Source organism: Paenibacillus rigui, assembly GCF_002234615.1.
In the GTDB taxonomy this organism is placed as follows: domain Bacteria; phylum Bacillota; class Bacilli; order Paenibacillales; family NBRC-103111; genus Paenibacillus_S; species Paenibacillus_S rigui.
This window is the reverse complement of record NZ_NMQW01000053.1, coordinates 69,533-94,538: the sequence shown is the minus strand read 5'-3', so window position 1 is coordinate 94,538 and position 25,006 is coordinate 69,533. Positions and strand designations below refer to the sequence as shown.

The following is a 25,006-nucleotide window of genomic DNA, read 5'->3' as shown; positions in this document are numbered from 1 at the left end:
TGCAGCAGGATGGTAGCCCGTTAATAGGCCACACCGAGTGCTTGCAGTTGTTGTTCAAAATCAAGCTTCAGCGACTGCTTCTCGCTATCCTCCAGGAAAGCCGCCTCCACCCCATTCATAATGAGCTTGACCAGCTCGCTCACCGTGAAGCCGAACTTTTCGGCCAAAATTTCGTATTCCTTCGTAATATTCGTACCCGATACGATCGGGTTATCCGTATTCACCGTCACGAGAAGCCCGCGGTCAAAATATTCCCGGATCGGATACACATTCCAATCCGTCACCGCTTTGGTCTGAATGTTGCTGACCGGGCACATCTCCAGCGGCACGCGGCGCTCCAGCACCATCTCCAGGATCGAGGGATTCTCCTTCAGACGGACGCCATGCCCGATCCGGGCAGCACCGAGGTGCGTGACCGCCTCGTAGACGTTATCGGCACCGCCCGCTTCTCCGGCGTGGATCGTAACGGGAATCCCGAGCGTGCGGGACAGGGCGAACACCTCGCGGAACAGTTCCGGCGGGAAGGAGGCTTCATCTCCGGCCAAATCGACGGCCGCCATCCCTTGACCTACATAACGGGCTGCCGCTTTCACCACGGCCAGATTGTCCTCGCGTCCATGATGCCGCATGCAGATCGCAATGGCACGGGCTTTGATACCGAAATCCCGCTCTCCGCGCTTCAAGCCGTCCAGCACGAAGCGAATCGTCTCCTCCGCAGACAGCCCCATGCTGCGATGCAGCTGCGGCGCGAAGCGGACTTCAACATAACGGCAGTTATGCTCTGCCGCTTGCTCTGCAATCTCGTAGGCGACACGCTCAATCGCTTCTCCTGTTTGCAGAAACGGAAGCACAAAATCGAATTTGCTCAAGTATTCCTTCAAGCTCGCACAGCTGTCCTCGACCTGCATGAAAGGAATCAGCGTATGCTTACATGCTGCAGGCAAGCGGACCCCCCGCTCCCGCGCAAGCTCCAGCAGCGTTTCGGGCTTTACACTTCCGTCCAAATGCACATGAAGATCCACCTTAGGCAATTGATGCAGCAGCTTATAACTTCCTTGCTTATCCATAACAGATCACTCCTCCTCAGCTTGATCGATAACTAAAAACTACAGCTGCGACAGACCGACTTTTCAATATTTTTATTCACTTTACTCTCATGTCATTGTAATGTCAATATATTTAACATTAAATTTCATATTCCAACTTATGTGTAATATTTCATAACGTGAACACAAAAAACCGACCCTATTTCAGCCGGTTCCGCAAATACCACTCTCATCCAAGTCCCCGCCTCAGGTCCAGCCCCGCCCCCCAACCTCAGCCAGTTGAATCCGGCATCCAGAATCTGTATGCTGGTAAAGTGCACCGCTCACGATTAGCGGTACCTTATGTGTGAAGGAGCGACGAAATCATGAGCTACGATGCACTGCTCAGCCTGATTGGGCAGTATGGATATGCCGCACTATTTTTTATGCTGTGGCTCGGGATTGTAGGGATGCCGATCCCTGACGAGGTCATCGTGATGACCGGGGGCGCTGCGACTGCAAGCGGCCTGCTTCTCTGGCTTCCGGCTTTTCTGCTGACCTATCTCGGGGTCATTTCCGGTTTATCCCTCGGGTATGTGCTGGGCCGTTTCATCGGGACCCCCATTCTCAATAAATTGCGAAAGAAAAAAAACATGGACAAGTATTTGCGTACCTCGGAACGGCTGATCGACAAATACGGCAGCTTCGCGCTGGTCATCAGCTACTTTTTCCCGGTTGTGCGACATGTCGTCCCGTATATCGTCGGGTTCAACCAAATGACCTTCCGCCGCTATGCGATGATCTCTTACACAACAGGCTTGGTCTGGACGCTGCTCTTCTTTACGATCGGGCAATTCGCCGGCGGACATGTCGATGATGCTATGCTGATGGTGCACCACTACGGTTTGAGGCTGTTATGGATTCCTTGCTCCGCCTTGGCCGCCTTCGTTCTCGTGAAATATGCGTATAAACTAAAAAGGAGAGGCTCCGCTTAACAGCAAGCCCCTCCTTTTGTTCTATCCCCGGCTAAACGGAGACGGATTGTTCCTTAAACTCGTGCTTCACGAGACTGTGCTTCTCCCATGCCCGACTTTTCCACCGGAAATACATGATGAACGCACGCATCCACTCGTCTGCCGCTATGGCAAGCCAGATACCGGCCAAGCCCAGATCCAGCTTGAACACGAACAAATAACCTAGCGACAAGCTCATGCCCACCATCGTGAACATACCGACCCACAGCGGATATTTCGCATCGCCCGCCGCCCGGAGCGAATTGATCAGCACGATGTTGACGGTTCGCCCGGTTTCGAGCACGATGCTGAGCAGTAGCGCATTCGCACCCAGCCGGATAATTTCCGAATCGACGGTGAACATCCCCATGAGCGGCTTGCGAAGAATAATGACCGTAACCACCATCAGCAGGGTAGCGGCACTTGCCCAGCGCACACTTTTCCAAACACGGGTGTAAGCCTCCTGACTACGATTCCCGCCCACCAATCTGCCTACGATGATAGCCGTTCCCATTCCTATTGCAAGGGCGAACAAATAGATGAACATCGAAATGTTCGACGCATACTGCTTCGCCGCCAACGCTTCGGCCCCAAGAAACGTAGTATAATAGACGAAGACGGTTTGACACATTTGATACATGACCTGCTCGAAGGCCGAGGGAATACCAATTTTCAAAATTTTACCGATGTACTCCTTCGATAACGAAAAGTAATACCGCAGCTCAATCCGTACCGCCATAATGCGGTAGAGGAGCCACAGGAACACCAGCAGTGCAAGCCCGCGGCTGATGACCGAGGAGATCGCTGCCCCCTGCACACCCAGCTCCGGAGCACCGAAATGGCCGAAAATAAGGCTGTAATTCCCGATAATATGAATGACATTCATCCCGAGCGAGACGAACATCGCTTCCTTCGTAAACCCGTGTACCCGGATAATCGCGGAGAGCGAATTAATGATCGCTTGCAAAAAAATACCGCCGCCTACAATATATAAGTAGCTTTTGGCAAATGCCAAAATTTCTCCGGTCAAATTCAGCGTCTCCAATAGTCTGCCGCAGAATATGACGAAGGCCGTACTGATCAGCAAGCCTACGAGCAAATTCAGCGTTACCGCCAGCGCCGATATTTTGGCCGCTTCAATCAGCTTGCGTGAGCCGATGTATTGGGCGACCACGATGGATGCGCCGTTGCCGATCACTTCGAGAATGAGTATGGCAATATGAAGATATTGGTTCGCTGCCCCGACGCCCGAAACGGCGTTATCGGATATAGCGCTTAACATAAAGGTATCGGCAATCCCCATCAGCATGAATAGAAAGATTTCAAGAAAGATGGGCCATGTCAGAAAAAACAAATTGATTTTCTCCGGCTTCTCTCCATGCTCCAGGTTTCCTTGGACGGACGTCATGATGTCACCTTCTTTTTGAGATACCGTGCTCTAAAACTAAGGCGTATCGTAGCACAGTTCCCTGGCAATTGCACGAACAAAATAGCAGTTTACACAAATTTCAAAAATGACTGCGCTTTCCTGGGAAAAGCCTGAGAAATCATACAATTCGGGAGAGAGGTGTAACGATATGAAGATGAGCCCGCAGGGGGAAACACCGATTTGGCGGCGTTGGGGCAAAAGCTTTCGTACCGGGCTGCGCCTCTGGCACGACCTCCTGCGGTTTCGGCAGGACCGCGTGGTTGCAGGCCGATATCGCATCATCCGCAAGCTGGGCAGCGGCAGCTATGGCACCGCTTATTTGTGCCGCGATATCCGCTCCGGCCGCCGCTGCGTGCTGAAAAGAGTATATCCTCTACGAGGGGGGAGGAAGCGTGCTGCGCTCATTTACAGCATGGAAACCGCCATCCTGCGGCGGCTCGATCATCCTGCGCTTCCCGCCTTTTACGAGCAGTTCCGTTATGGAGAGCACTTGTGCTTCACGATGGAATTCATGGAGGGAACGAGCCTGGACCGGCTGTTGTTTGAAGAGAACCGCATGTTTTCGGAGAAGGCGTCGCTGCACCTCGTTCTGAAGCTGCTGGCAGTCGTAGGCTATTTGCACGCCTGCGGGATCGTCCACCGGGATATCAGCATCGCGAACGTACTGCTGCACGGTAACAGTATCCAGCTGATCGATGTGGGGCTATCCCGCGAGCTGGCCGGCAGCCATCCGGACGATTACGATCCTTATGATATCGATGCCGATGATCCCTCGGAAAAGGTGCTGCGGCGCAAAATCCACGTCTCCAGCGATTTTTACGCTATCGGGCATCTGCTGCTGTTCCTGCTGTACAGCACCTATACTGAGAAGGAGCTGACGCCTGGCAGCGAGACCGGGGAACAGAGCTGGGAAGAGGAGCTGTCGCTGCACCCGGACACAAAAAAGCTGCTCCGCCGCTTGCTGCAGACGGAACAGCCTTATCGAAATACAGGGGAATTGCGGCAAGAGATCAAACGGCTGCTGCCTCATTTGCGTTAATTCACAGCCCGCTCCGGCTTAACTGCTGTAGGAGCTGGAGGAGCCTCTTCTTTTATAATGGTTGTGTCCGTATTGATTGTGGCGATGGGAGCTGTGCGGACGGCTGCCGTATTTCCTGTAGTCATCGCTGCTGCTTCGATAAGGGCGGTAGTGGGAGCCGCGGTGTTTGTCGAGTCCTAGCAGCTTGCTTAGTAATCTTTTTAACATGGGGATTACCTCCTTAGAGCTTTCCGAAGGAAAGCTAGCTTCGTAAGCGTGGGCTGAGCTTTCCGAAGGAAAGCTAGCTTCGTAAGCGTACGCCGAGCTTTCCGAAGGAAAGCTAGCTTCGTAAGCGCGCGCTGCACTTTCCAAGGGAAAGCTGGCATCTTCAGCGTATGCTCGGCTTTTTATCAGAAAAGCTTCGCCGGGCAATCCCCGCAAAGGGACTCCTCCAAGCATTCGCTTCGTCATTTCTTACGTAACCGGAGGCAGGTTCGTTTCAATTTCCAGGCTCTGCAGTCGCCTACAGCGTCGCTTTTTTCCGCTGGATTTGTGTTCGTTTGGCCATTTCCCTATAATCAGCTGTGAGAGAAGCCAAACAATACAAATAGCAGGCATCCCATTATGGAGAAGGAGAGACGACCATGACACTTCACAACAAAACAGCCATCATCACCGGTGCAGGCAAAGGCATCGGTAAAGCCGCAGCCATCGCGCTTGCCCAAGAGGGCGTGCAGCTCGGACTCATCGCGAGAAGCGCTGCCGACCTGGAGGCACTTCAACAGGAGCTAAGCACGGCGCATGGCGTTCGCGTAGTTTATGCAACCGCCGACGTAGCCGACAAGGAGCAGGTGGATACGGCTGTCGCCCAGTTAATCGGGCAGCTCGGCTCCATCGACATTCTGATTAACAATGCCGGCATCGCCCAATTCGGCACCGTGCTGGACATGGAGCCAAGCACATGGGAGCGGATTATCCAGGTGAACCTGATGGGGACTTACTACGTCAGCCGCGCGGTACTGCCAACAATGATCCAACAAAACGAAGGAAGCATCATCAATGTGGCGTCCACCGCAGGGGAGCGCGGCTTTGCTACAGGCTCCGCCTACTGCGCATCCAAGTTCGCCGTGCTGGGGCTGACCGAATCACTGCTCCAGGAGGTTCGCAAATCGAACATCCGTGTCACCGCCTTGACCCCAAGCACGGTCAATACCGAGCTTGCAGCCAATGCCGGGCTCAAAATCGGCGATGAAGACCGCATGATGCAGCCGGAGGATGTAGCGGAGCTGATCGTCGCCGCCTTGAAGCTGCCACAGCGCGTCTTCGTGAAAACAGCCGGCATCTGGACGACGAATCCGCAGTAACGTGAGCAGCTTTTAGCCCTACAATAGGATCCAACAAGCAGCAAACCTCGCCGACACCAAGCAGAAGCTTCCCTTGGGTCTTGCGAGGTTTGTTTTTTCTTAAGCTGATGGTGTAAGTAGCCTTATTGCTTAAAAAAGCCGTCCACTTCCGCATACCCGAGCATATGCTCCTTCAACAGCGGCTCCAGCTGCTCGAAAAAGACGGGTGTCTCCGCTGCATCAAGCTTTTTCGTATCCAAGGCATAAACCGCTACCCGGTACAGGTGATCCCCTGAATAGCGCGGCGGCTCCATGCCGAAGTAGCTGTTCAGCTCCCTTCCCGCCTTCAACGATCCCGCCTCCCCTTCCTTCAACCCTTGCATATCCGCAGGCAAATCGATGACGCTCCAATGAATATAATTGTCCGCAATCGGGTGAATATCGTACATCACAACGGCAAAGGACTGCGTCCCTGCGGGCGCATTACTCCAACTCACAGGAAGGCTGACGTTCTGTCCGCCGGGGACACCGCCATGGGCATACGCCACAGGAATATTCCCATTCAGCTGAAATGCCTCCGTTCGGATGGTCAAGCCCCCCGATCCATGCCGGGAGGACAGCGCAAGCGTGCGGCTCGCCGAATCCCACCGAAGCTCCAAGCCCAATACAAGCGGCAGCAGCCTTGCAGGCACCAAAAGATTTCCGTCGGATAGCATCGACTCATGGTCCAGCTCGTAGCTTGTGCCGTTCACCGTAACGCTTTTCTCCCCCAGCTTTTGCACGGCCGACAGCTGGCTGCCTTCGATACGCACAGACCGGGTTGCTTCATCCCACGTCAACCGGGCACCGGAGGCTTCCGCAACCGAGCGAAGCGGTACCATAATGACCGTATTGATCATGGCACCTTGAACAGGAAGCGCTTTGTCCTCCAGCTGAAGGTTGACCGGGGTATTCCACTGCAGGTAGCTGCTCACATTACGGACTACATCCTTCGCGGCAGGTGCCTGAACAGCCCCCGCCTCTTCCGCTGCCGCATAACCGGGTACGACGCTCAGCCCGCAAAGGGCTCCCCACAGTGCCATTTGAATCCATACCTTCCTGCCCACAATCCTTTTCATCTCCATCTTCATGGCTCCTCTTCCCCTATTTTCATGATATAATGAACCACACTTCTCTCTTTTTGCGCTAAACTACAAGAGAGACATTTTTAAAACCAATTTATAATATTATTTACGACGATCGTCATAATTTATGTTATAACCAAAACTTACCTTTGTCAAGGATGTGAGTTTATTTGTTATCCATCGAAAAGCAGCTGCTTTTTTTGCTGTCCCGCACGGAGAGCATGGAATCCCAGGAATTGATCCGCATCTATGAGAAAAGGAATTATTCCGCCCCCTACATCCGCAATGCCTTATCCCGGCTCAAAAAGGAAGGCTATGCCATAACCCCCTCCCGATCGAGCTACCGGATTACCGATGCCGGCAGGTCCTTCATCCAATCCATCAACCTCAAGCCCCGGCTTTATGACGATCATTGGGATCACATGTGGCACCTGGTCATGCTGGAAATCCCCGAATCCGAACGGAAAAAGAGGGATCAATTCCGCACCGACATTACACAGGTCGGCTTCGGATTGCTGTATAACAGCGTCTATATCTCTCCCTGGAGCTATGATAGTGAGGTGCTGCAGCTGATCGACAAGCACCAGCTGGACAAGCGAGTCACGATCTTCCGCGGCACGCTGCCGCATCAGCCGATCACACCGGAGCAAGCAAGCCGCATCTGGCAGCTCCCCCAGGTAGAGCAAATGTACCGGGAGCAATGGCAGACCTTTACCGGGCAATTTCAGCCCGCTATGCAAAAAGCCCTGCATTCGCATGCAGAGCCGTTGGAGCTATTTACGCTTTATTTGCACCTCGGCGAGATGATCAGCGGGCTGTACCTTGTTGATCCCATGCTGCCGGAGTCATTGCTGCCCCCCCAATGGGAAGGAAAAAAAATATTGCAGACGCTGCAGCAGCATCTCGCTGAACTGGTTCAGGCCATTCCATCCGATTCGTTCTATGCCTCGTTCTTGGATAAGGCATAGACTGCGCAGGTGAATGGCTGCGCTGCCGTTCATGGACAAGGCATTTTGTCCGGGCAGCCTTGGAGAAGCATGCGAAGCCCGGCGATTCACTGCTCCATCTGCTGTTGAACCGCAGCCGGGCGCAGCAGCGTGTAGTCCTTCCATTCGTCAGGAAGCAGACGCTGATACTGCCGCTGCAAGTACCGGTCATCGATCAACAGCAGGCGGCCCCGGTCGGTTTCGGAACGAATAAGCCGGCCTCCGGCCTGCAGCACCTTGTTCATGCCGGGATACACGTAGGCGTAATCGAATCCATTTTTACCGGTGCGATCCATATATTCCTTAATCAGATTCCGCTCCAGGCCAACCTGTGGCAGCCCTACCCCGACCACGACAACACCGTTCAACCGCTCACCAACCAAATCAATTCCCTCGGAGAAAATACCGCCCATGACGGCAAATCCGACCAAAGTGTCTTCATTGCCCGCATCGAATGCGGCCAGAAACTGCTCCCGCTCCGCCTCCGACATGACCGTCTGCTGTACCTGTATCTTCACCTCGGGTGATTGCTCCACAAACTTCTCTACCACGTTGTTCATATATTCGTAGGAGGGGAAAAACACGAGTACATTGCCTGTCCGCCCGTCAATCATTTGGCGAATCGCTTCAGCGATGGGCACCCTGCTGCGCTCGCGGTCGGCATAACGGGTGGACAAAGGCTGGAGGGTGACCTCCAGCTGATCTTTGGAGAAGGGCGAAGGCACGGTCACCGTGTACGATTCAGCATCCCCTCCAAGCATGTCCATATAATAAGACAGCGGGGATAGCGTCGCCGAGAACAACACCTGCGACCGGAAGCCCTTGCCCATGTGGCCAAGCAGATGAGACGGATCCAGACAAAACAGCTTCAGCCGCACACCGCTTCGGTCCGATTCTACGCAGGTCACATAGCGCTCGTCATACAGCTTGGCTGTACGAAGGAACGCCTGGGCAGAAAAATATAGCTCCAGCAGCCCGTTTGTTCCCCCGCCTCCGGACAGCTCCCGCTCCGCAGCCTTCACGAAAGCCTCCAGCAGAGCGACCAGCGCCTCCGGCAGTGAGGAATCCACGTGATACCTCCGCTCCCCCAGCTGCTTGCGCAGCGCAATGAAATACGCGTTGACCGCCTTCGCGGCGGCATGAATGTCCGGGTTCACCGCTTTAAACTCCCGCTGAACCGCCAAAAAATCCGCCTTGCCAAGCGAGCTGGAATACATCTCCCGGGCCCGGTCCACCAAATTGTGCGCCTCGTCTACAAGGAGAGCCGTATGGCGCTTCTGTTCCTCGAACTGTCTTTTCAAGCTGGCCCTCGGATCAAAAATATAATTATAATCACAAATCACCGCATCGGCGGCGTAAGCTGCATCCAAAGAGAACTCGAACGGACAAACGCAGTGCTTGCGGGCATAGTGTTCAATCACCCCCCGGGTCATCAGCGTCTCCTGTGTTTGGATATCGAGCAAGGCTTCGTTGATCCGGTCGTAGTAGCCGTCTGCGTACTCACAGTGCTCCTTCGTGCAGCGCACTTCGTCCTGAAAGCAGACCTTTTCCTTCGCCGTAATGGTGATGGCGTGCAGCTTCAGACCCCGGGCCTGCATAATCGCACAGGCCTCCTCCGCAGCGGTCCGCGTGATCGTCTTTGCGGTCAGGTAGAACAAGCGCTGCAAAACCCCTTCCCCGATCGCCTTCACCGCCGGGAACAAGGTGGACATCGTCTTTCCGATGCCTGTCGGCGCTTTGGCGAACAGCATGTTCCCCTTCGCTATCGATTTATACACCGCACCTGCCAGCTTGCGCTGACCTTCCCGATAATTATCGAACGGGAAGGCTAACTCCCGGATGCTGCAATCCCTTGCCTGCTCATGCTCCTTCCGCATGCGGGCATAAGGTGCAAACCGCCGTACCACATCGAGGACGAAACGCTCCAGCTCCTCGAAGGACGCTTCCGCCTTGAACCGCTTCTGCGCTTCCGACTCCACCTCCACATAGGTGAGCTGAAGGCCCATCCGGTCAACTCCATGTTCCTTGGCATACATATAGGCATAGCATTTGGCCTGCGCCCAGTGAACGGGGTACGTATCCTCTTCTATGCGGGCGATATCCCCTGAGGTCGATTTGATCTCATCAATCGTGACGAGCCCCTCATGCTGCAGCAGGCCGTCGCACCGGCCATCGATGGCAAATACAAGGCCGTCCCAGGCCAACTCCGCCGATAAGTACACTTCCTTCTGATCGTGCTCACCATACTGCCGCTGCACCTTCTGGTGAGCCTTCGTCCCTTCGGTCAAAGCCGCGCTCGTCCGAAACCCGGAATCGATGCTCCCGCTTCGAAACGCATATTCGACAAGCGACCTTACGGAAATCGGTACGGAATTGGACAAGCGTCGACAGCCCCTCTCTGAACAGCATGAAAAATCGCATCGAGCAGAACATTTGTTCTTTATTGTACCACGAATCCTCCTCTTTCTGCATCCAAAGCATTTCTCCTCCAACCTAGATGATGGAATTTCGTTGTAGACCGCTTGAGGCGAACGGTATAATGTGGAGAGTGGAACGCTCGATGTGAAATCATTTGAATATAGGACGGTGTTGAAGTGGCTGCACATTCAAAGCTTGAAATTCTCAAGGTCGCAACGAAGCTGGGCTTAACCTCCTTCGGCGGGCCTGTTGCCCATTTGGGCTATTTCCGTGAAGAGTACGTCCGCAAGCGCGGCTGGCTCGACGAGCGCAGCTATGCCGATCTGGTAGCTCTATGCCAGTTCTTACCCGGCCCGGCCAGCAGTAAGGTCGGTATCGGGATCGGCCTGATGCGCGGGGGCTTGCTTGGCGCTGTACTCGCCTGGATCGGGTTCACCCTGCCATCCGTCATAGCCCTTGTAGTATTCGCCTACTTGCTGCATGGATGGGATCTCCAAGGCGCGGGCTGGATTCACGGGTTAAAGCTGGCCGCGGTCGCCATCGTCACCCAAGCTGTGTGGGGCATGGGCAAGAGCCTGACTCCCGACCGCAGCAGAGCCACGATTGCCATCCTGACCGCTATCATCACCTTAGTATGGAGCACCGCCTTTACCCAAATCGCAGCTATCGCAGCCGCTGGACTCGTCGGATTGTTCTTACATAAAAGCACTGCAGATACAGAGCAGCAGCAGGACACACAGCAGCTTCCGCTGAGCAAGGGGGTCGGTTCCGTCCTCCTGCTATTGTTTATCGTTCTGCTCCTTGGGCTCCCGTTCCTCAGATCCTTATTTCCGCACATGTGGGGCTTGGCCGTATTCGACAGCTTCTACCGTGCCGGGGCGCTGGTCTTCGGCGGCGGACACGTCGTGCTCCCGCTGCTTGAGCAGGAGGTCGTCCCGTCCGGATGGATGACCCCGGATCAATTTCTTGCCGGCTACGGGGCCGTACAAGCCGTGCCGGGGCCTTTATTCACCTTCGCCGCTTACCTGGGCACGCTCATTCACGGCTGGCTGGGAGCCCTTATAGCGACGATCGCTATATTCACCCCGGCCTTCCTGCTCACCCTAGGGGCTTTGCCTTTCTGGAACACGCTGCGCCGCTTGCCCAAGGTAAAGCAGGCGCTGTGGGGGATCAACGCCGCGGTTGTAGGCATCCTGCTGGCCGCGCTTTATGATCCGGTCTGGACGAGCGCCGTTCGGACGCCGGGCGATTTCAGCCTGGCGCTGCTGCTGTTCGGCGCGCTTATGTTTTGGAAGCTGCCGCCATGGATCGTCGTAGTCCTTGCCGCTGCAGGCGGCACGCTTCTTGGCTTGCTGACGTAAGTCCGCCCTTGTAACTTCACCTTCTCCCGAATCGCCCCAACCTTCTCCATCCCCCGACACTCCGCTGTCGGGGTGTTTTCTTTTTTCTCAGGCGGAGCATCATTTGGCCCCAAAGTAGAAATGACTATAAATACCATCCCATTGTAAGGGTTTCAGGCACATCTTGCGTCTATATATACATAGACCTTGATTATAGAAAGCGGTGAATGCTTTGCATACGATATTTATCGTAGAAGACGATGCCAAAATTGCCGGTATACTGCAGGAGCAGCTGAACAAATATGGATTTCAGGCCTCCATTGCCGATGACTTTGATCGGGTTGCTGAGTCTTTCCTTGCCTCCCGCGCCGACTTGGTGCTGCTGGACGTGAACCTGCCGAAATACGATGGCTTTTACTGGTGCCGCCAAATCCGTTCCCATTCCAACTGCCCGATCCTCTTCATCTCCGCCCGCGACAGCGAAATGGATCAGGTGATGGCGCTCGAGAACGGGGCGGACGACTATATTACGAAGCCTTTTCACTACGAGGTCGTTATGGCCAAAATCCGCAGCCACCTGCGGAGAGCGTACGGCACCTATTCGGCGCGCCATGAAGAGAGAACCATCGAGGCTGCCGGACTAACGCTGTATCCCGAGCGGTTCCTCATCAAGCTGAACGAGCTGTCCGTAGAGCTTACCCAGAAGGAGGCGGTGCTGCTTCAGGCCTTGATGCAGAAGCCGGGCCGGGTCATCAGCCGGGAGCGGCTGCTTGATCTGCTGTGGGAGGATCACCATTTTATTGATGACAATACGCTGAATGTCTATGTAACGAGAATCCGCAAAAAGCTCCGGGAGCTCGGCGTCCCCGAGGCCGTCGAAACTGTCAGAGGAGCTGGGTATCGCTTTCAACCGGACCATAGGCAGGAGTCCCCGCTATGAAGCTCTTCTGGAAGGAACAAGTGCCTCTGCTGCTCTTCTACTGCCTCCAGACGGCACTGGTGCCCCTGCTGTATTGGCTGACCGGTGACGGGCGTCCCCTCCCTATTGTCGCTTACGGCATACTGCTAAGCAGCACAGTGCTGGCTGGCTTCCTGATTTATCGTTACTTCAGCCAGAGAGCGTTGTACAAACGGCTAAGCCGCCCCGTGCAAGAGCTGAACGAGCTGATTCAGAGCCATGGGAGCTCTCCTTTAGCCGAGGCGTTAAACGAGCTGCTGCAGCAGGTTTACCGGCAGGTTCAGGACATCCTGCACCGCCATAACCGTCGAACGGAGGAGCATATCAGCTTCATCAACCGCTGGGTCCATCAGATGAAAACCCCTCTGTCTGTGATTCAGCTAACGGTGCAAGAGCTGGACGAGCCGGCTGCCGACAGCATTCTGGAGGAGCTCGACCGGCTGCAAAAAGGGTTGGAAATGGTGCTCTACACTTCCCGCTTAGACAACTTCGAGCACGATTTCACGGTAGGCCCTGTCCTTCTCTTGAACATAGTGCGGGAAGCCGTCGCGGACAATCGCAAGCTTTGTATACGAAAAAAAGTGTACCCCGACATCCAGGTCGACGACGCACAGCTCGTGTATACGGATAAAAAGTGGCTGCGCTTTATGCTTGGCCAATTAATTACGAATGCAGTCAATTATTCCGCGGGGATCGGCCGGAAAGTCACTTTCACGACTTTTGCCAGAGGCGAGGCTATTATTCTGCAAATTGAGGATGAGGGGATCGGGATCCGTCCGGAGGATTTACGCCGTGTGTTTCATCCTTATTTCACCGGCACCCGCGGCCGCCAATACAAAGAGTCTACAGGTATGGGCCTGTACCTGGTCCGGGAAGTATGCAGCCGTCTCGGCCACGAGGTCGAACTTGAATCGGAGGTGGGCCGTGGAACAAAAGTGCGCCTCGTGTTCCCCCGTGCCCCTAAGGAAACCTCCAACCTTACAACATTGTAAGACTGCGTTAAGACAAATCGATAGCGGCCCATGCCCGCAGCTTGTAAAGTAATGCTGTGCAGCGAGCTTTTCATTAGCTGGCTGCAGGCGCAAGGCCGCCGCCCCATTTCATTTAACGCAAGGAGTGAACAAGTTGGACATTGTCAAAGTCAACGGAATTAACAAGGTATATGCCGGCAAAGTCGCGACCAATGCTTTGACGGATATTCATCTGAATATACGGCGAGGAGAGTTTGTCGGAGTTATGGGCCCTTCTGGCAGCGGGAAAACAACCCTGCTGAATATGGTATCGACGATCGACGCCCCAAGCTCAGGCGAGGTCATCATCAATGGTCAGAACCCGTATGTGTTGAAAAAGCAGGAGCTAGCTGTCTTCCGGCGGCGGCAGCTCGGCTTCGTGTTCCAGGACTTCAACCTGCTCGATACCTTAACGGTAGCGGAAAATATCGTGCTGCCGCTCACGCTCGACAAGAGGCCGCTTCGGGAAATGGAGGCGAAGCTTAAGCTCGTCGCCGAACGTCTCGGCATCGTCGACATCCTGGAGAAGCGCGTGTACGAGATCTCCGGCGGACAGCGCCAGCGGACAGCTATCGGGCGGGCGATTATCGTATCTCCGGCAATTTTGCTGGCGGATGAGCCGACAGGGGCGCTGGATTCCAACGCATCGCGAATCGTCATGGAGACGCTGGAGGATATTAACGGACGTGACGGCACGACCATCATGCTTGTTACGCACGATCCGCTGTCCGCGAGCTATTGCAATCGCGTCGTGTTCATCAAGGATGGCAAGCTCGCGAGCGAAATATACCGCGGGGAGAGCCGGCAGGCCTTTTTCCAAAAAATTATCGACATGCTGTCCTATTGGGGAGGGAACGCACATGAACTTTCCTCAATTCGCGTTTAACAATGTGCGGCGCAACAGCCGCGCCTATTTTGCCTATTTTGTGAGCAGCGCCTTCATGGTGATGATTTTTTTTACTTATGCGGTCTTCATTTACCATCCGGACATTACTCAAACCCCGATGGGCAACATGACCCGCACCGGCATGCAGTTTGCCGAGTACATTATCTTCATTTTTTCGTTCTTGTTCGTCTTTTACTCGATCAGCGTATTTCTGAAGGCCCGCAACAAAGAGCTCGGCATTCTGACGATGCTGGGAGCAACGAACGGGCAGCTCAATAGGCTTATTTTCGTCGAAAATATGTTCATCGGTTCCGCATCTATCGTCGTCGGGGTGCTCAGCGGACTGATTCTGTCCAAAATGTTTCTGCTGTTAAGTACCAAAGCCGTGGGGATCGAAGGCATGCGCTTTTATTGGCCTCTTTATCCGGCTCTCTTAACTGCCGGCGTCTTCTTACTGCTGTTTCTCATCATTTCTTTATTCACGCTGCTGTTCATCCGCAGTCATCGGGTGATCGAGCTGCTGAAGGGCAGCAGCTCCGCCAAGCCGGAGCCGAAGGCTTCCATCGGCATCTCGCTACTGTGTGTCGCCCTTCTGGCGACTGGGCTGCTCTCGCTCCAGCGGGGCGGGCTCTCCCCGTTGGTACTGTTGGTTGCCGCTGTGACCGGCATTGCGGGCACCTATTTTTTCTACACCCAACTGTCCGTGCTCACAATCCGGCTATTGAAGCGCAGCAGAAGGCTGTTATGGCGTAAAACAAGGCTCATCTGGATTTCCGAGATGGCCTACAAAATCAAAGATAACGCCCGCATGCTGTTTATGGTGACGGTCGTGACCTCGATTGCCTGCATGAGTGTAGGATTCGTGCTATCCATTGATGCTCAGAACAAGAAAGTGTTCTCGCGCAGTCCGTTTGCATTTAAATACTACAACTATAATGAGCAATTCGCTGAACGGGATCTTCAGGAGATCGACCGGCAGCTCCTTGCTATCGGTGTCCCTTATTCGAAATTCACCACGCAATCGTTCTTCAGCCCCGTGGAGGGCATGCCAGGGTTTTCCCCGGAGACAATGTCGAGGAGCACCTACGAGCAGATTGCCGCTTCCATAAGCCTGCCCCAATCGGAAAAGCTCGCTGTGGACGCGGCCTTTCTCGTCAATCCGGTGGAAGCCTATCGCGACCGTTTGACGAAAGGAGCAACCGTCACTTTGAAGCAGACAGGCACGGTTCTGAATGTGACCGGAGTGCTACAGACGGATAAGCTTCCGTCCTCCAACGGTTCCAACACGCTGTTGGTCGTCGCTGACGATACGTTCCAATCTATGGCAGCGAAGCAGCAGGAGAACAACCGTAAGGTCAGCTCGAAGGTGCTGTATCTCGTACCTGCATGGCCGGCGGACCGGGCGCTTCAGCCTGACGACCCCGAGCTGCTTCTCAGCAAGAAGCTCAATGAGTGGAACCAGGAAAGCAAGAATCTGAAGCAGACGGACAATTATTTATCATCCCGCGCACAGGATTATTTGATGATTAAGCAAGCGACCTCTCTGTTCAGCTTCATCGGCGTGTTCATCGCCGCGATATTCTCCATTGCATCGGCCAGTTTCCTGTATTTCAAGCTGCATACCGACCTGAACCAGGATAGCACCATGTACCATATGCTATCCAAGACAGGCATGAGCATCCGGGAGATGAAGCATGCGGCTACGGTTCAGATCGCGATGCTCTTCTTCATCCCGACGATCATATCCACCATTCAGACCGTCGTTGTGCTCCGTCCGATCCTGCACGGCATGGGCCTGACGCCAGAGTACGGCCCAGTCCTGACCGCTTCGGCCTTCTTCGCCGCAGCCCAGGTCGTCTATTTCCTGCTCGTCCGCTCACGCTACCTTCTTCATTTGAAGAAGGTCATGGTGTAGCAGCTGTGTAAGGGCAGCATCAAAAAAATGATAAAAAAAGTGGTTGAGCAGCGTGTTATTGCTGCCCAACCACTTTTTATGTTTAATACCTATAGCAAGCCGACACTGTACTAATACCGGTGCCAGCTTGCTTGTTCGGCAAGGCCTTTCTTAACTGTCTTGAAACAACCAATATACTTAAACGACGGCCGCGGCTTGCTCATCTATCACCAGATCGAGCTTCATACCTACAGCTTTAGCTAAAATTTGTATAGTATCAATTTTAGGAACCACTTTGGCCTTTTCAATTCTTGCCACCGCAGATTGTTGAAGCCCCGCCGCTTGTGCAAGCTGCGCTTGAGTCCAACCTAGTTCCTTACGTTTGTGAATGATCTTAGCAACTAATTTGGCTGTAAATTCGAGGGCATGAAGCTCTTCCTCCGGGACTGACGAAGTATTCTTTCGTACATCGTCCCAACTCTTCATTGAAGTAACACTCCCTACTATTATTTATTATCAGTTATTGCTCGTAATATTAATATTGTAACTAAGAATTGACTAAATTCATACTTGCTCCTCCATCTAAGATAAATATTCAAAAATTAAAAAGATCGTATTCTAAGTAAAGTTAATAGTTATTGATCTTCGTTTCCTATGACGATCTACTAGTTTTCTTCTTATCATGACATGTTCAGCTCCTTTTTATTCTTCTTTTAGGTTCCTTGTATAAGACTTATGCACTCGCTCCCCTAGAGGGGGGAGGGGCACTATTCCCCTCAATGACCATGTCTACTAACCCAATCTTCAAGCTCTCTCTGCGCCTTTTCGATTTCAGCTTTTGGAGTTTTTTTAGTCTCTTTACGGAAACTATGTAGAAGTACAATATGATTGCCATTCCACAAAAAGAAAAAAACTCGGTGATCATCCGGCCTTAGTTCCCAAAGCTTTCCTTGAATATGCTTTGTAAACTTCTCTCCGGCCCTGGTTCCACCCTCAGACAAAATGCCAATGCAGTAGTTTAACTTTTTGATTAAACCCCTAGCTGATTTGTCTGTTCTGGCTTTCTCGTCAAGCTCGTTATAGAACTTTTCAAATGGGCTGTATCCTTGGTCATCCTCATACACAATGACCTTAAACATTGGATACCCTCCCGGTATATTATGCTGCATTTTATAACAGCTATGTTATTATAATAACATAGCTGTTATAAAATGAAAAGAAATAGATTATTTTCTACGCAAAAAACCCTTCAAACAGAAGCAGCTCGCAAGAGCTTCTGCTTGAAGGGTTTTATTTTTATAAGGATGCCAATACGAATTAATAAACCAAGGAGAACAAGCCGTTAATGTGCGTCAGGTAACGGACGTTACTTGCTTCTTTCATCAACGTAGCCGGCGTGCCTTTCAGCTTCAGCTGGCTGGCGCCGATCGTACCGATGGCATCTTTACGACCCAAGCTTGCCAATGTACCGGAGAATACCGGCTGGAATTCTTTGGTTGGCAGGCCTTTGAAATAAGCATGCAGGTTGTGGCCAACCGTTTCGCCCATTTGCCATGCGATTTGCGCACTTGGCGGATATGGACGGCCTTCCGGACCAAATACAACAGCGCTGTCGCCTGCAAGGAACACGTCAGCATGTGTCGTGGACTGCAAAGAAGGAAGAACCGTAGCACGGCCGCGGTTGACTTCGATGCCGCTGTTTGCCACTACCGGGTTGCCCGTTACGCCGCCAGTCCATACGAGCGTGTTGCTTTCGATGGAGCTGCCGTCTTTCAGCATGACATTGTTGCCTTTTACTTCAGTAACCGCTACGCCTGTCAAAATGTTCACGCCGCGTTTTTCCAGGGAAGTTTTCGCGCGCTCGATCATATCAGGAGAGAAGCCTGTCAAGATGTTCGGACCCGCTTCTACGCAGTACAAGGAAATATCATTGAAATCGATGCCTTTCTCCAGGCATACGCTAGGAAGCGTATCTACGAGCTCACCGATCAGCTCGATACCGGAAAGACCGCCGCCGCCGACAACAATCGTTGCATCCGCTTTGTTTTTGGACTGCTTGTAAGCATCCAATTTAGCGGAAATGTGCGCACGAATACGTTTTGCATCATCAACGGATTTCAGCGTGAAGCTATTTTCTTCCAATCCAGGGATACCGAAGAACGCCGTGTCACTGCCCAAAGCGATAACCAGAGCATCGTAAGACAAGGTTGCGCCGCTTGCCAGCTTCACTTGTTTTTGATCTACTGCAATGTTCTCAACGGAATCGATACGAAGATCGATGGATTTGCCGCCCAGCAATTTGTCAAGCGGAAGAGCCACATTGTTCTCGTGTACGTTTCCTGCAGCAAGACGGTGCAGCTCGGTAACGATTTGGTGGGATGGAATACGGTTTACGACCGTGATGGAAGCTTCTGCAGCCGATAAATGTTTACGAGCGGTCAATGCAGTCAACAAACCGCCGTAGCCGCCGCCTAAAATCAAAATGTGCTTTGCCATGATGATCCTCCTCTTATTTATACAATCCGTTCGTATTAGCGTTGGTTTTGGCGTTCCGACATAACATCCAGGTAAGCCTGTGTGAAGCGGAACATTTTTTGCATTTGCGGATCCTTCAGCAGCTTCAACAGCCCGAACAGGCCGATCGTCGAGGAATCCTTTTGAGCGCGGTCATTAGCCTCGATTGCTGCGGAAGCGATGCCTTTAGCCTTGTCTTGAATCGGCTTCACGAATTCCCCTAAGCCATTCTTCATATCTTCAATAAGCACTTTGTCCGTTGCAACCGTTTGAGCCAAATCGTAAGCTTTGGTCAAGACAGTTACCATCTCGGTCAGTTTCGGTAAATTTTCTACCAAATCCGTAAGGGACTTTTGAATTTCGGGCTTCATCAGCTGATCAAGCACATCCAGCTCTTTGGCTGTAGTGGCTTCAACGCTAGCCGGTTGTTGAGTTAGTGTTTCGGACATGAGAAAACGGCCTCCCTTGATTTAATGAATCCATGTTTTGAATCCGTTAGAGTTATATTCCGTAAGTCTTTTTATACATTATCCCTCACACTTACGATGAACATGCTCCAAGACGCTTGTGAATTTATTCACAATAAAGTCACAAATAATTAACGTTTCACTTATGAATTACTGACTTACCTATTGTAAAGCTTTTTTTCAAGAACTGCAAAAAAAATTTTATCGATAAACGGGTATTCACCTTGTTTTTATCTTGTTTTTGCTCATAAATTGCATATTCGCAAGCGATATCGATGATTTCCTCTCGAATGCAAGGAAACAAGGCGGTTTATGTTAGTTTATGCCGGAATTTGAAGAATCATCCCCTATTTTCATTCATTCCAGCCCACATGCGCTCCATGCAAAAATAAAAGCCGATCCCGAAGATGTTCCTTTAACGGGACCGACTCGTGTTTACAAAAGCATAGTTTATACCTATCACGCTTCATGAACAGCGGAATGTGTCCGGGACGCTTTTTCCACCAGCCCTACAGTCCCCCACAGCACGGCAGTCACGAGCACAGTTATTATCGCAGAGCCGCCGGCATGCAGGACCAAAGCGGGAATCCACACGATACTGAGCGTCATATGCACTTTACGCATCCAGGGATGGGTGCGATAACGCCGGATGAACCAGCCGTATCCCCCTATGGCCAGAAGAATCGCAAAGGCGGCGAGCCCGGAGAAGATTTTATCATCGTGCAATTTCGTGATCAAATAATATACTCCATGTGCAGCAACCAGCAGCAGAGCAGCCCAGCCGGACACCTGATGCACTTTATAAAGCCCTTTGGCCAACCGCTTCACCAGGGGCGATTTGGAAGTTAGCTTCTTCTTGAATCTTAGCCAAAAAAAGCTGACCGCACCGAAGATGACGGCTAATGTCCCCATAAGCTTGAACGGCTCAAACTCTTCACGAGGACCTCCACCCCCCGGCGGCCTCGCGCCGTCCATTCCCTGCGGCGGCTGATGTCCGACCCCGTTCGTGCCGCATAGAAAGAATAGGCAATCAGCAAGACACTGACGAGCACAGCCGCAAATGCCGGAAGGTAAACCATCTTTTTCGATTTCATCATTTTCATCCCCCATCTCACAACTTATCTTCAGACCGTGCCAGTAAAAAGCGGCGTCGGCTCATATTTATCAATCACTAACGTGCGAATACAATTGCTATTGTAAATGCGGTTGCTGAGGCCATCCTTAGGGTCAACTGAATAACTCCTGAAAGTTTGACCGTTGGTATTGCGGTTCCATGGGGGGGGATAATATCCGTGGTCATATGTTGAATGTGCACAAGTAATACATGTGGAGCATAAGGGTGTATGAGATGCAGGACTCTCATCTGCTAACAAAGGGAGAGACCCCTATGGGTCTCTCCCTTTGTCTGTGCTGCTTGGCGTTATTAAGTAATATTAAGTAATACCAAGTATGATAAAGTGACGCCATGTAGAGCATATGCTGCTGCGAAAGTCTGGTTTCCCCTGCAAAAGCCTGCTCAGAAGACCGTCTTCTTACGGGGGACCACTCCTTGCCCTTCGCCTTTGGTAATGCTAAGCACTACTATGACATACCAGGTCACACTTAATAGCGCCAAGCGCAAGCGGCATCTCGCAGTGCTGGCCGGTCGGCGATTGACTGACCGCGAGCACACTAGTGAACTGAAACACTACAAACGCGAAGCACAGCCGGAAACGTGATCCTCGCTCCAGCACAGTCCCCCCGTATGTGATCTTGAGCGTGACATTCAGCGCGTCGAAACGGCAGCCAGCCACCGTGCATTTAAAGCTATTGACCAAGAACGTCGTCAAATGCAGCAGGAAGAATTCAGGCAGCGCATGAGGAATCAGGCGAAGTACCAGCAGCGGGATCAGGACCAGGGGTGGGAACGATAGGTTGAGATGATCCTACGCGCTTTGCTTGTTTCCCCAAAACAGACACTCGGAACCTTTGGTTGAATGGATGGAGGAATTTTAACGCGCAGCATAACGTGACCACTCGATTTGAAATTATGATACGGTTCACGCCTTAAAAGGCGAAAAGAGCCCTGTTCCACCAGGACTCCGCTTCCCCTTAAGTCATTAAGAAAAACAACCGCATAAAAGAGCGAACACCTTAGGAGTGTCCGCCCAAAGATAAGATGTGTATTGGTGCCCAATTTATACCAGAGGATGTGGTACATAAAGTTCTTCTAAACTCGTGATTTCTTCAGGTGTCAATTTAACCGACAATGCGGAAACCGCATCTTCGAGATGGCTGATCTTGGTCGACCCGATAATCGGTGCTGTGACCTCTTCTTTTTGCAATAACCACGCAAGTGCAATTTGTGCACGTGGAAGACCTCGGTTTGCGGCAACTTCCGCAACTCTTTCCACAACTTTGCGATCCGCTTCTTCCGTTCTTGAAAATAACGCCTTTGCTACCTGGTCATTCTCGGATCGCGGGGTCTGCTCATTCCAATCTCGGGTTAACCGGCCTGCAGCCAAAGGCAAGTACGGAGTGACGCCAACTCCCTCATCTTTGCAAAGAGGAAGCATTTCTCTTTCTTCTTCCCGATAGAGCAAGTTAAGCCTATTTTCCATGGAAACGAACCGTGTCCAACCATTGCGCTCCGCGACATGCTGGGCTTTCGCAAACTGCCATGCCAGCATGGAGGATGCTCCGATGTATCTGACCTTGCCCCCCTTAACTAAATCGTGAAGAGCCTCCATTGTCTCCTCAATTGGCGTATTAGGATCCCAACGATGGATCTGGTACAAATCGATGTAGTCCGTTCCAAGCCGTTGTAGACTGTTATCAATTTCGGCCATGATGGCTTTACGGGAAAGTCCCATCGCATTCGGACCTTTGCGCATCGGAACAAATACCTTTGTAGCAATGACGACTTCGTCACGACGAGCGAAGTCCTTTAAGGCGCGTCCGAGAATTTCTTCGCTTGTTCCGTCGGAATACATATTGGCGGTACTGAAAAAGTTGATGCCCAATTCCAGTGCTTTTTTAATGATCGGTCTGCTTTGCTCTTCATTTAACGACCACGGGGTATTGCCACGTTCAGGTACTCCGAAGCTCATGGTCCCAAGGCTTAACTTTGAAACTTCCAATCCGCTGCGTCCAAGTTTTACATATTCCATTTGATAACACACTCCTTAAGTTTATATAGGGAAGGGTCACGCCTTCAGGTTGTTGACGCATTTTCTGGCGAGCCAGTGCTCGAGATTAAATCACCAAGGGAGCTGGCGTCTCTCATTTGAGAATGTTCCCGTCGGACCGTCCTCGCCAAGCATTGCAAGGCGTACGGGCTGACGAGCAGCCTGCTCGACGGTGCCCGTGCCTTCAAAGTTGTTGAGGTCCGTCGCGGTGAAGCCCGGGCATACCGCATTGACCTTGATGCCTGTCGACTCGAGTTCGATGGCGAAGGCGAGCGTTATCGCGTTGAGAGCCGCCTTCGAAGGGCTGTAAACGGCGCCGAACATCTCGCGATGCGAATTAGTCGGGTCCGCGTTTAACGTCAGTGAGCCCGAGCCGCTCGATACGTTAACGATGCGTGCGGCTGACGCTTCACGAAGGAGCGGCAGCATCGCTTGTGTGACGGCGATGACGCCGAACACGTTCGTCTCAAACACCGCGCGCACCTCGTCTAGAGACGCGATGCTTGGGCGCCCCGACTTCCCGACCTCCTCGAGAGTCCTGCCCGGCTGACCCGCGTGCGATATGCCCGCGTTGTTCACGAGCACATCGAGACGGCCGAGCTCGCTGCGGATGCGCTCTGCCGCGGCGGAGATGGAATCCTGATTTGTAACGTCGAGCTGGAGGGCGCGGGCATCCGCTCCGATGCTCTTCGCGGCCGTCTCCCCTTTCTCGAGATTGCGCGATCCGACGAGCACAGTGAAGCCGTGCACCGCGAGATCCTTCGCGATTTGAAGACCGATTCCTTTATTGGCCCCGGTGACCAAGGCGACGGGTTTATCCTGCATAGTAATACCACTCCTTTTCATTCTTGTATCCACTGCGACCTTTGTAATACAGCCTCTGGTTGATACATTAACCCTGGGTCAACTGTCATCCGTCTTTGTTGACATGTCAACCTACGAACACTGTAACATCTCGGGGTTGATACGTCAACCTTGTTATTATGTTCCTATGGATAAGAACGAACTAAACGAAGAGGAAATGCGAATATGGAATAGGTGGAAAGGTTCCTTTAAGAGAATCTTCGGTCGTGTTGTAAAGGACATGTCCGAACACACAGGTCTATCAGAGGGCGATTTTGGAGTATTAGATCGGTTAGTCCAATTTGGGAACGGTAAGCTTCGCCAACAGGAATTAGCCGACTCGATGGACTGGGATAAGAGCCGATTATCACATCATCTAACGCGGATGGAAAAACGTGGACTTATTCTGAGAAATCCATTGGATACGGATCGTGGTGTTCAAGTCAGCATTACTTCCGCCGGAAAGTCAGCCTTGGATGAGGCCCTTCCCTTAGTCTCAAAGGCAATACGCAAACATTTTCTAGATCAATTAACCGATCAAGACATTGAGTCGATTACTAAGCTGGCGGAAAGAACAAAAACAAGGTCTTCATCGTCTTGTAAAGACTCGCCACCTTGATCGCTGTTTTTAATATTATTCATGAGGTATATAAGTACCGCAATTAACAAGGAACTGGTCCCTTCCAGCAAATCGGCTGGGGGGCTTTTTGCTTTCAGCAAGATGGGCTATGACCCGTTGAGACATGGAAGCGAGAATCGCTAGGGCGACGTGGAGACGTGAACATTTTCATACTAACGCGAGGATAAAATCCTGCGAATTCATGAGCTTGAGTGAGGAAACTGAATCATTTCGAGGGACCTTAATGCCCACGGCCACTCTACAACGTTTGGGCATGCGCACAAAACGCCCATTCCTGTGTACATGTCTACAAGAAAATCCTGATGAGATGCAAATAAAAGGCCCTGCAATCCGTTTGTTTCCCTTGATCGAAAAAACCCTTCGAAAGGAATACAAAATTGGATCACAGGGCCTTTCTGTTTGTTGAAGATGATTTATCATTTACTGCCGAACTTCATCCTGAAAAATCGGTAACAACGTCAACCGCACATTAAATCCACGATTCGATATCTTCCTCATCGATATCATCCTCCACGGGAGCGCTTGACTCCGCGGACTCCCGTTGGTCAAGCTCCGCCGGCACCGGCCCAACCGCCTGCTCCGGCGCTTCCTGCAGAGCCACCCCGGCTGCTGCCGTCTCTTCCCGAGCCGCTGCGATCTCGCTGCTTCCCGACAGCAGCACGCCAACAGGCAAGGGCGATGCAGCGGGACGCTGAGCCACTGCCGGGAACGGCAGTTCCAGCACAGCCGCGGCCGATACAAGCACACTCCGCTCGGCGGGAATGCACGCCTGCAGGTTGCGCACGCCATGCTGCTGAATTTCATTCTCGATCAAATAGCGCAGCGAATCCATCAAATTCGTCTGGGCATTGATCCATTGCATGACGAACGGGTCTTCCGTTTTCTTCGTCTTCAAGCTGATATTATCACCGGGTTGCTTCGTTTTTTTCAC

23 protein-coding genes are annotated in these 25,006 nt (G+C 52.3%); 10 read left to right on the top strand and 13 right to left on the bottom strand.

Annotation, left to right across the window (positions count from 1 at the left end; genetic code table 11):
• Window positions 1-20: 20 nt before the first annotated feature.
• Window positions 21-1,067, bottom strand: a complete 1,047-nt coding sequence (gene add / locus CF651_RS28560) for an adenosine deaminase (RefSeq protein ID WP_094018263.1) — start codon at window positions 1,065-1,067, stop codon at window positions 21-23.
• A 344-nt stretch (window positions 1,068-1,411) separates the two neighbouring features.
• On the opposite strand from add, the gene CF651_RS28555 reads away from it, so the two are divergent.
• The gene (locus tag CF651_RS28555; RefSeq protein WP_094018262.1) at window positions 1,412-2,020 is read left to right on the top strand and encodes a DedA family protein; all 609 of its coding nucleotides are present in this window, start codon (window positions 1,412-1,414) and stop codon (window positions 2,018-2,020) included.
• A gap of 31 nt (window positions 2,021-2,051) precedes the next feature.
• On the opposite strand, the gene CF651_RS28550 is transcribed toward CF651_RS28555, so the two are convergent.
• Window positions 2,052-3,446, bottom strand: a complete 1,395-nt coding sequence (locus tag CF651_RS28550; RefSeq protein ID WP_094018261.1) for an MATE family efflux transporter — start codon at window positions 3,444-3,446, stop codon at window positions 2,052-2,054.
• 169 nt (window positions 3,447-3,615) lie between these two features.
• On the opposite strand from CF651_RS28550, the gene CF651_RS28545 reads away from it, so the two are divergent.
• Entirely contained in the window at window positions 3,616-4,506 is an 891-nt protein-coding gene (locus tag CF651_RS28545; protein WP_094018260.1) for a serine/threonine protein kinase, read from the top strand.
• Window positions 4,507-4,524: 18 nt separating this feature from the next.
• Here the strand turns inward: CF651_RS28545 and CF651_RS32055 are convergent, their stop codons facing one another.
• Window positions 4,525-4,713: a hypothetical protein gene (locus CF651_RS32055; protein ID WP_144029124.1), complete on the bottom strand. Its 189-nt coding sequence runs from the start codon at window positions 4,711-4,713 to the stop codon at window positions 4,525-4,527.
• A gap of 416 nt (window positions 4,714-5,129) precedes the next feature.
• Between CF651_RS32055 and CF651_RS28535 the strand changes: the two genes are divergently transcribed.
• Window positions 5,130-5,849: a 3-ketoacyl-ACP reductase gene (locus CF651_RS28535; RefSeq protein ID WP_094018258.1), complete on the top strand. Its 720-nt coding sequence runs from the start codon at window positions 5,130-5,132 to the stop codon at window positions 5,847-5,849.
• A 122-nt stretch (window positions 5,850-5,971) separates the two neighbouring features.
• On the opposite strand, the gene CF651_RS28530 is transcribed toward CF651_RS28535, so the two are convergent.
• Window positions 5,972-6,952, bottom strand: coding sequence for a YbhB/YbcL family Raf kinase inhibitor-like protein (locus tag CF651_RS28530; RefSeq protein WP_179233038.1), 981 nt, complete (start codon window positions 6,950-6,952; stop codon window positions 5,972-5,974).
• A gap of 170 nt (window positions 6,953-7,122) precedes the next feature.
• On the opposite strand from CF651_RS28530, the gene CF651_RS28525 reads away from it, so the two are divergent.
• Window positions 7,123-7,920, top strand: a complete 798-nt coding sequence (locus CF651_RS28525) for a PaaX family transcriptional regulator C-terminal domain-containing protein (RefSeq protein WP_094018256.1) — start codon at window positions 7,123-7,125, stop codon at window positions 7,918-7,920.
• An 86-nt stretch (window positions 7,921-8,006) separates the two neighbouring features.
• Here the strand turns inward: CF651_RS28525 and CF651_RS28520 are convergent, their stop codons facing one another.
• Complete coding sequence (locus CF651_RS28520) at window positions 8,007-10,319, bottom strand: ATP-dependent DNA helicase (protein ID WP_179233037.1); 2,313 nt, start codon at window positions 10,317-10,319, stop codon at window positions 8,007-8,009.
• A 213-nt stretch (window positions 10,320-10,532) separates the two neighbouring features.
• Between CF651_RS28520 and CF651_RS28515 the strand changes: the two genes are divergently transcribed.
• The 5 genes from CF651_RS28515 (at window position 10,533) to CF651_RS28495 (ending at window position 16,465) form a co-directional block, all read left to right on the top strand.
• Window positions 10,533-11,717 carry a chromate transporter gene (locus CF651_RS28515; protein WP_094018254.1) on the top strand — a complete coding sequence of 395 codons (1,185 nt, stop codon included), beginning with the start codon at window positions 10,533-10,535 and terminating at the stop codon, window positions 11,715-11,717.
• 211 nt (window positions 11,718-11,928) lie between these two features.
• Window positions 11,929-12,636 carry a response regulator transcription factor gene (locus CF651_RS28510; protein WP_094018253.1) on the top strand — a complete coding sequence of 236 codons (708 nt, stop codon included), beginning with the start codon at window positions 11,929-11,931 and terminating at the stop codon, window positions 12,634-12,636.
• Window positions 12,633-13,646, top strand: coding sequence for a sensor histidine kinase (locus tag CF651_RS28505; RefSeq protein WP_094018252.1), 1,014 nt, complete (start codon window positions 12,633-12,635; stop codon window positions 13,644-13,646). The genes CF651_RS28510 and CF651_RS28505 overlap by 4 nt, the downstream gene beginning before the upstream one ends.
• Window positions 13,647-13,779: 133 nt before the next feature.
• A complete protein-coding gene (locus CF651_RS28500) occupies window positions 13,780-14,550 on the top strand; it encodes an ABC transporter ATP-binding protein (RefSeq protein WP_094018251.1) in 771 nt (256 codons plus the stop codon).
• Complete coding sequence (locus CF651_RS28495) at window positions 14,525-16,465, top strand: FtsX-like permease family protein (RefSeq protein ID WP_094018250.1); 1,941 nt, start codon at window positions 14,525-14,527, stop codon at window positions 16,463-16,465. The genes CF651_RS28500 and CF651_RS28495 overlap by 26 nt, the downstream gene beginning before the upstream one ends.
• Window positions 16,466-16,642: 177 nt before the next feature.
• Here CF651_RS28495 and CF651_RS28490 read toward each other — a convergent pair whose 3' ends face one another.
• The 7 genes from CF651_RS28490 to CF651_RS28455 all read right to left on the bottom strand — a co-directional run bounded on the left by CF651_RS28490 (window position 16,643) and on the right by CF651_RS28455 (window position 23,417).
• Window positions 16,643-16,930, bottom strand: a complete 288-nt coding sequence (locus CF651_RS28490; protein WP_094018249.1) for a helix-turn-helix transcriptional regulator — start codon at window positions 16,928-16,930, stop codon at window positions 16,643-16,645.
• 290 nt (window positions 16,931-17,220) lie between these two features.
• Entirely contained in the window at window positions 17,221-17,583 is a 363-nt protein-coding gene (locus tag CF651_RS28485; RefSeq protein WP_094018248.1) for a type II toxin-antitoxin system RelE/ParE family toxin, read from the bottom strand.
• Window positions 17,584-17,761: 178 nt separating this feature from the next.
• Window positions 17,762-18,940 (bottom strand): NAD(P)/FAD-dependent oxidoreductase, encoded by a 1,179-nt coding sequence (locus CF651_RS28480; protein ID WP_094018247.1) that lies wholly within the window; start codon window positions 18,938-18,940, stop codon window positions 17,762-17,764.
• Between the two features lie 35 nt (window positions 18,941-18,975).
• Entirely contained in the window at window positions 18,976-19,407 is a 432-nt protein-coding gene (locus tag CF651_RS28475; RefSeq protein WP_094018246.1) for a DUF1641 domain-containing protein, read from the bottom strand.
• Between the two features lie 477 nt (window positions 19,408-19,884).
• Window positions 19,885-20,535 carry a hypothetical protein gene (locus tag CF651_RS28470; RefSeq protein ID WP_144029123.1) on the bottom strand — a complete coding sequence of 217 codons (651 nt, stop codon included), beginning with the start codon at window positions 20,533-20,535 and terminating at the stop codon, window positions 19,885-19,887.
• A 1,067-nt stretch (window positions 20,536-21,602) separates the two neighbouring features.
• On the bottom strand, window positions 21,603-22,574 hold the full coding sequence (locus CF651_RS28460; protein WP_094018243.1) for an aldo/keto reductase: 972 nt from the start codon (window positions 22,572-22,574) through the stop codon (window positions 21,603-21,605).
• Window positions 22,575-22,664: 90 nt separating this feature from the next.
• On the bottom strand, window positions 22,665-23,417 hold the full coding sequence (locus tag CF651_RS28455; RefSeq protein WP_094018242.1) for an SDR family oxidoreductase: 753 nt from the start codon (window positions 23,415-23,417) through the stop codon (window positions 22,665-22,667).
• 103 nt (window positions 23,418-23,520) lie between these two features.
• Here CF651_RS28455 and CF651_RS28450 point away from each other — a divergent pair, with 103 nt between their 5' ends.
• The gene (locus tag CF651_RS28450) at window positions 23,521-24,054 is read left to right on the top strand and encodes a MarR family winged helix-turn-helix transcriptional regulator (RefSeq protein WP_342746626.1); all 534 of its coding nucleotides are present in this window, start codon (window positions 23,521-23,523) and stop codon (window positions 24,052-24,054) included.
• A gap of 490 nt (window positions 24,055-24,544) precedes the next feature.
• Here the strand turns inward: CF651_RS28450 and CF651_RS33030 are convergent, their stop codons facing one another.
• Window positions 24,545-25,006 (bottom strand): hypothetical protein, encoded by a 462-nt coding sequence (locus tag CF651_RS33030; RefSeq protein ID WP_245856194.1) that lies wholly within the window; start codon window positions 25,004-25,006, stop codon window positions 24,545-24,547.

Bases quoted from the DNA above. Each gene is read 5' to 3' on its own strand.
- add (WP_094018263.1), bottom strand. From the start codon at position 1,067: ATGGATAAGCAAGGAAGTTATAAGCTGCTGCATCAATTGCCTAAGGTG.
- CF651_RS28555 (WP_094018262.1), top strand. From the start codon at position 1,412: ATGAGCTACGATGCACTGCTCAGCCTGATTGGGCAGTATGGATATGCC.
- CF651_RS28550 (WP_094018261.1), bottom strand. From the start codon at position 3,446: ATGACGTCCGTCCAAGGAAACCTGGAGCATGGAGAGAAGCCGGAGAAA.
- CF651_RS28545 (WP_094018260.1), top strand. From the start codon at position 3,616: ATGAAGATGAGCCCGCAGGGGGAAACACCGATTTGGCGGCGTTGGGGC.
- CF651_RS32055 (WP_144029124.1), bottom strand. From the start codon at position 4,713: ATGTTAAAAAGATTACTAAGCAAGCTGCTAGGACTCGACAAACACCGC.
- CF651_RS28535 (WP_094018258.1), top strand. From the start codon at position 5,130: ATGACACTTCACAACAAAACAGCCATCATCACCGGTGCAGGCAAAGGC.
- CF651_RS28530 (WP_179233038.1), bottom strand. From the start codon at position 6,952: ATGGAGATGAAAAGGATTGTGGGCAGGAAGGTATGGATTCAAATGGCA.
- CF651_RS28505 (WP_094018252.1), top strand. From the start codon at position 12,633: ATGAAGCTCTTCTGGAAGGAACAAGTGCCTCTGCTGCTCTTCTACTGC.
- CF651_RS28495 (WP_094018250.1), top strand. From the start codon at position 14,525: ATGAACTTTCCTCAATTCGCGTTTAACAATGTGCGGCGCAACAGCCGC.
- CF651_RS28490 (WP_094018249.1), bottom strand. From the start codon at position 16,930: ATGAAGAGTTGGGACGATGTACGAAAGAATACTTCGTCAGTCCCGGAG.
- CF651_RS28485 (WP_094018248.1), bottom strand. From the start codon at position 17,583: ATGTTTAAGGTCATTGTGTATGAGGATGACCAAGGATACAGCCCATTT.
- CF651_RS28480 (WP_094018247.1), bottom strand. From the start codon at position 18,940: ATGGCAAAGCACATTTTGATTTTAGGCGGCGGCTACGGCGGTTTGTTG.
- CF651_RS28475 (WP_094018246.1), bottom strand. From the start codon at position 19,407: ATGTCCGAAACACTAACTCAACAACCGGCTAGCGTTGAAGCCACTACA.
- CF651_RS28470 (WP_144029123.1), bottom strand. From the start codon at position 20,535: ATGGGGGATGAAAATGATGAAATCGAAAAAGATGGTTTACCTTCCGGC.
- CF651_RS28460 (WP_094018243.1), bottom strand. From the start codon at position 22,574: ATGGAATATGTAAAACTTGGACGCAGCGGATTGGAAGTTTCAAAGTTA.
- CF651_RS28455 (WP_094018242.1), bottom strand. From the start codon at position 23,417: ATGCAGGATAAACCCGTCGCCTTGGTCACCGGGGCCAATAAAGGAATC.
- CF651_RS28450 (WP_342746626.1), top strand. From the start codon at position 23,521: ATGTCAACCTACGAACACTGTAACATCTCGGGGTTGATACGTCAACCT.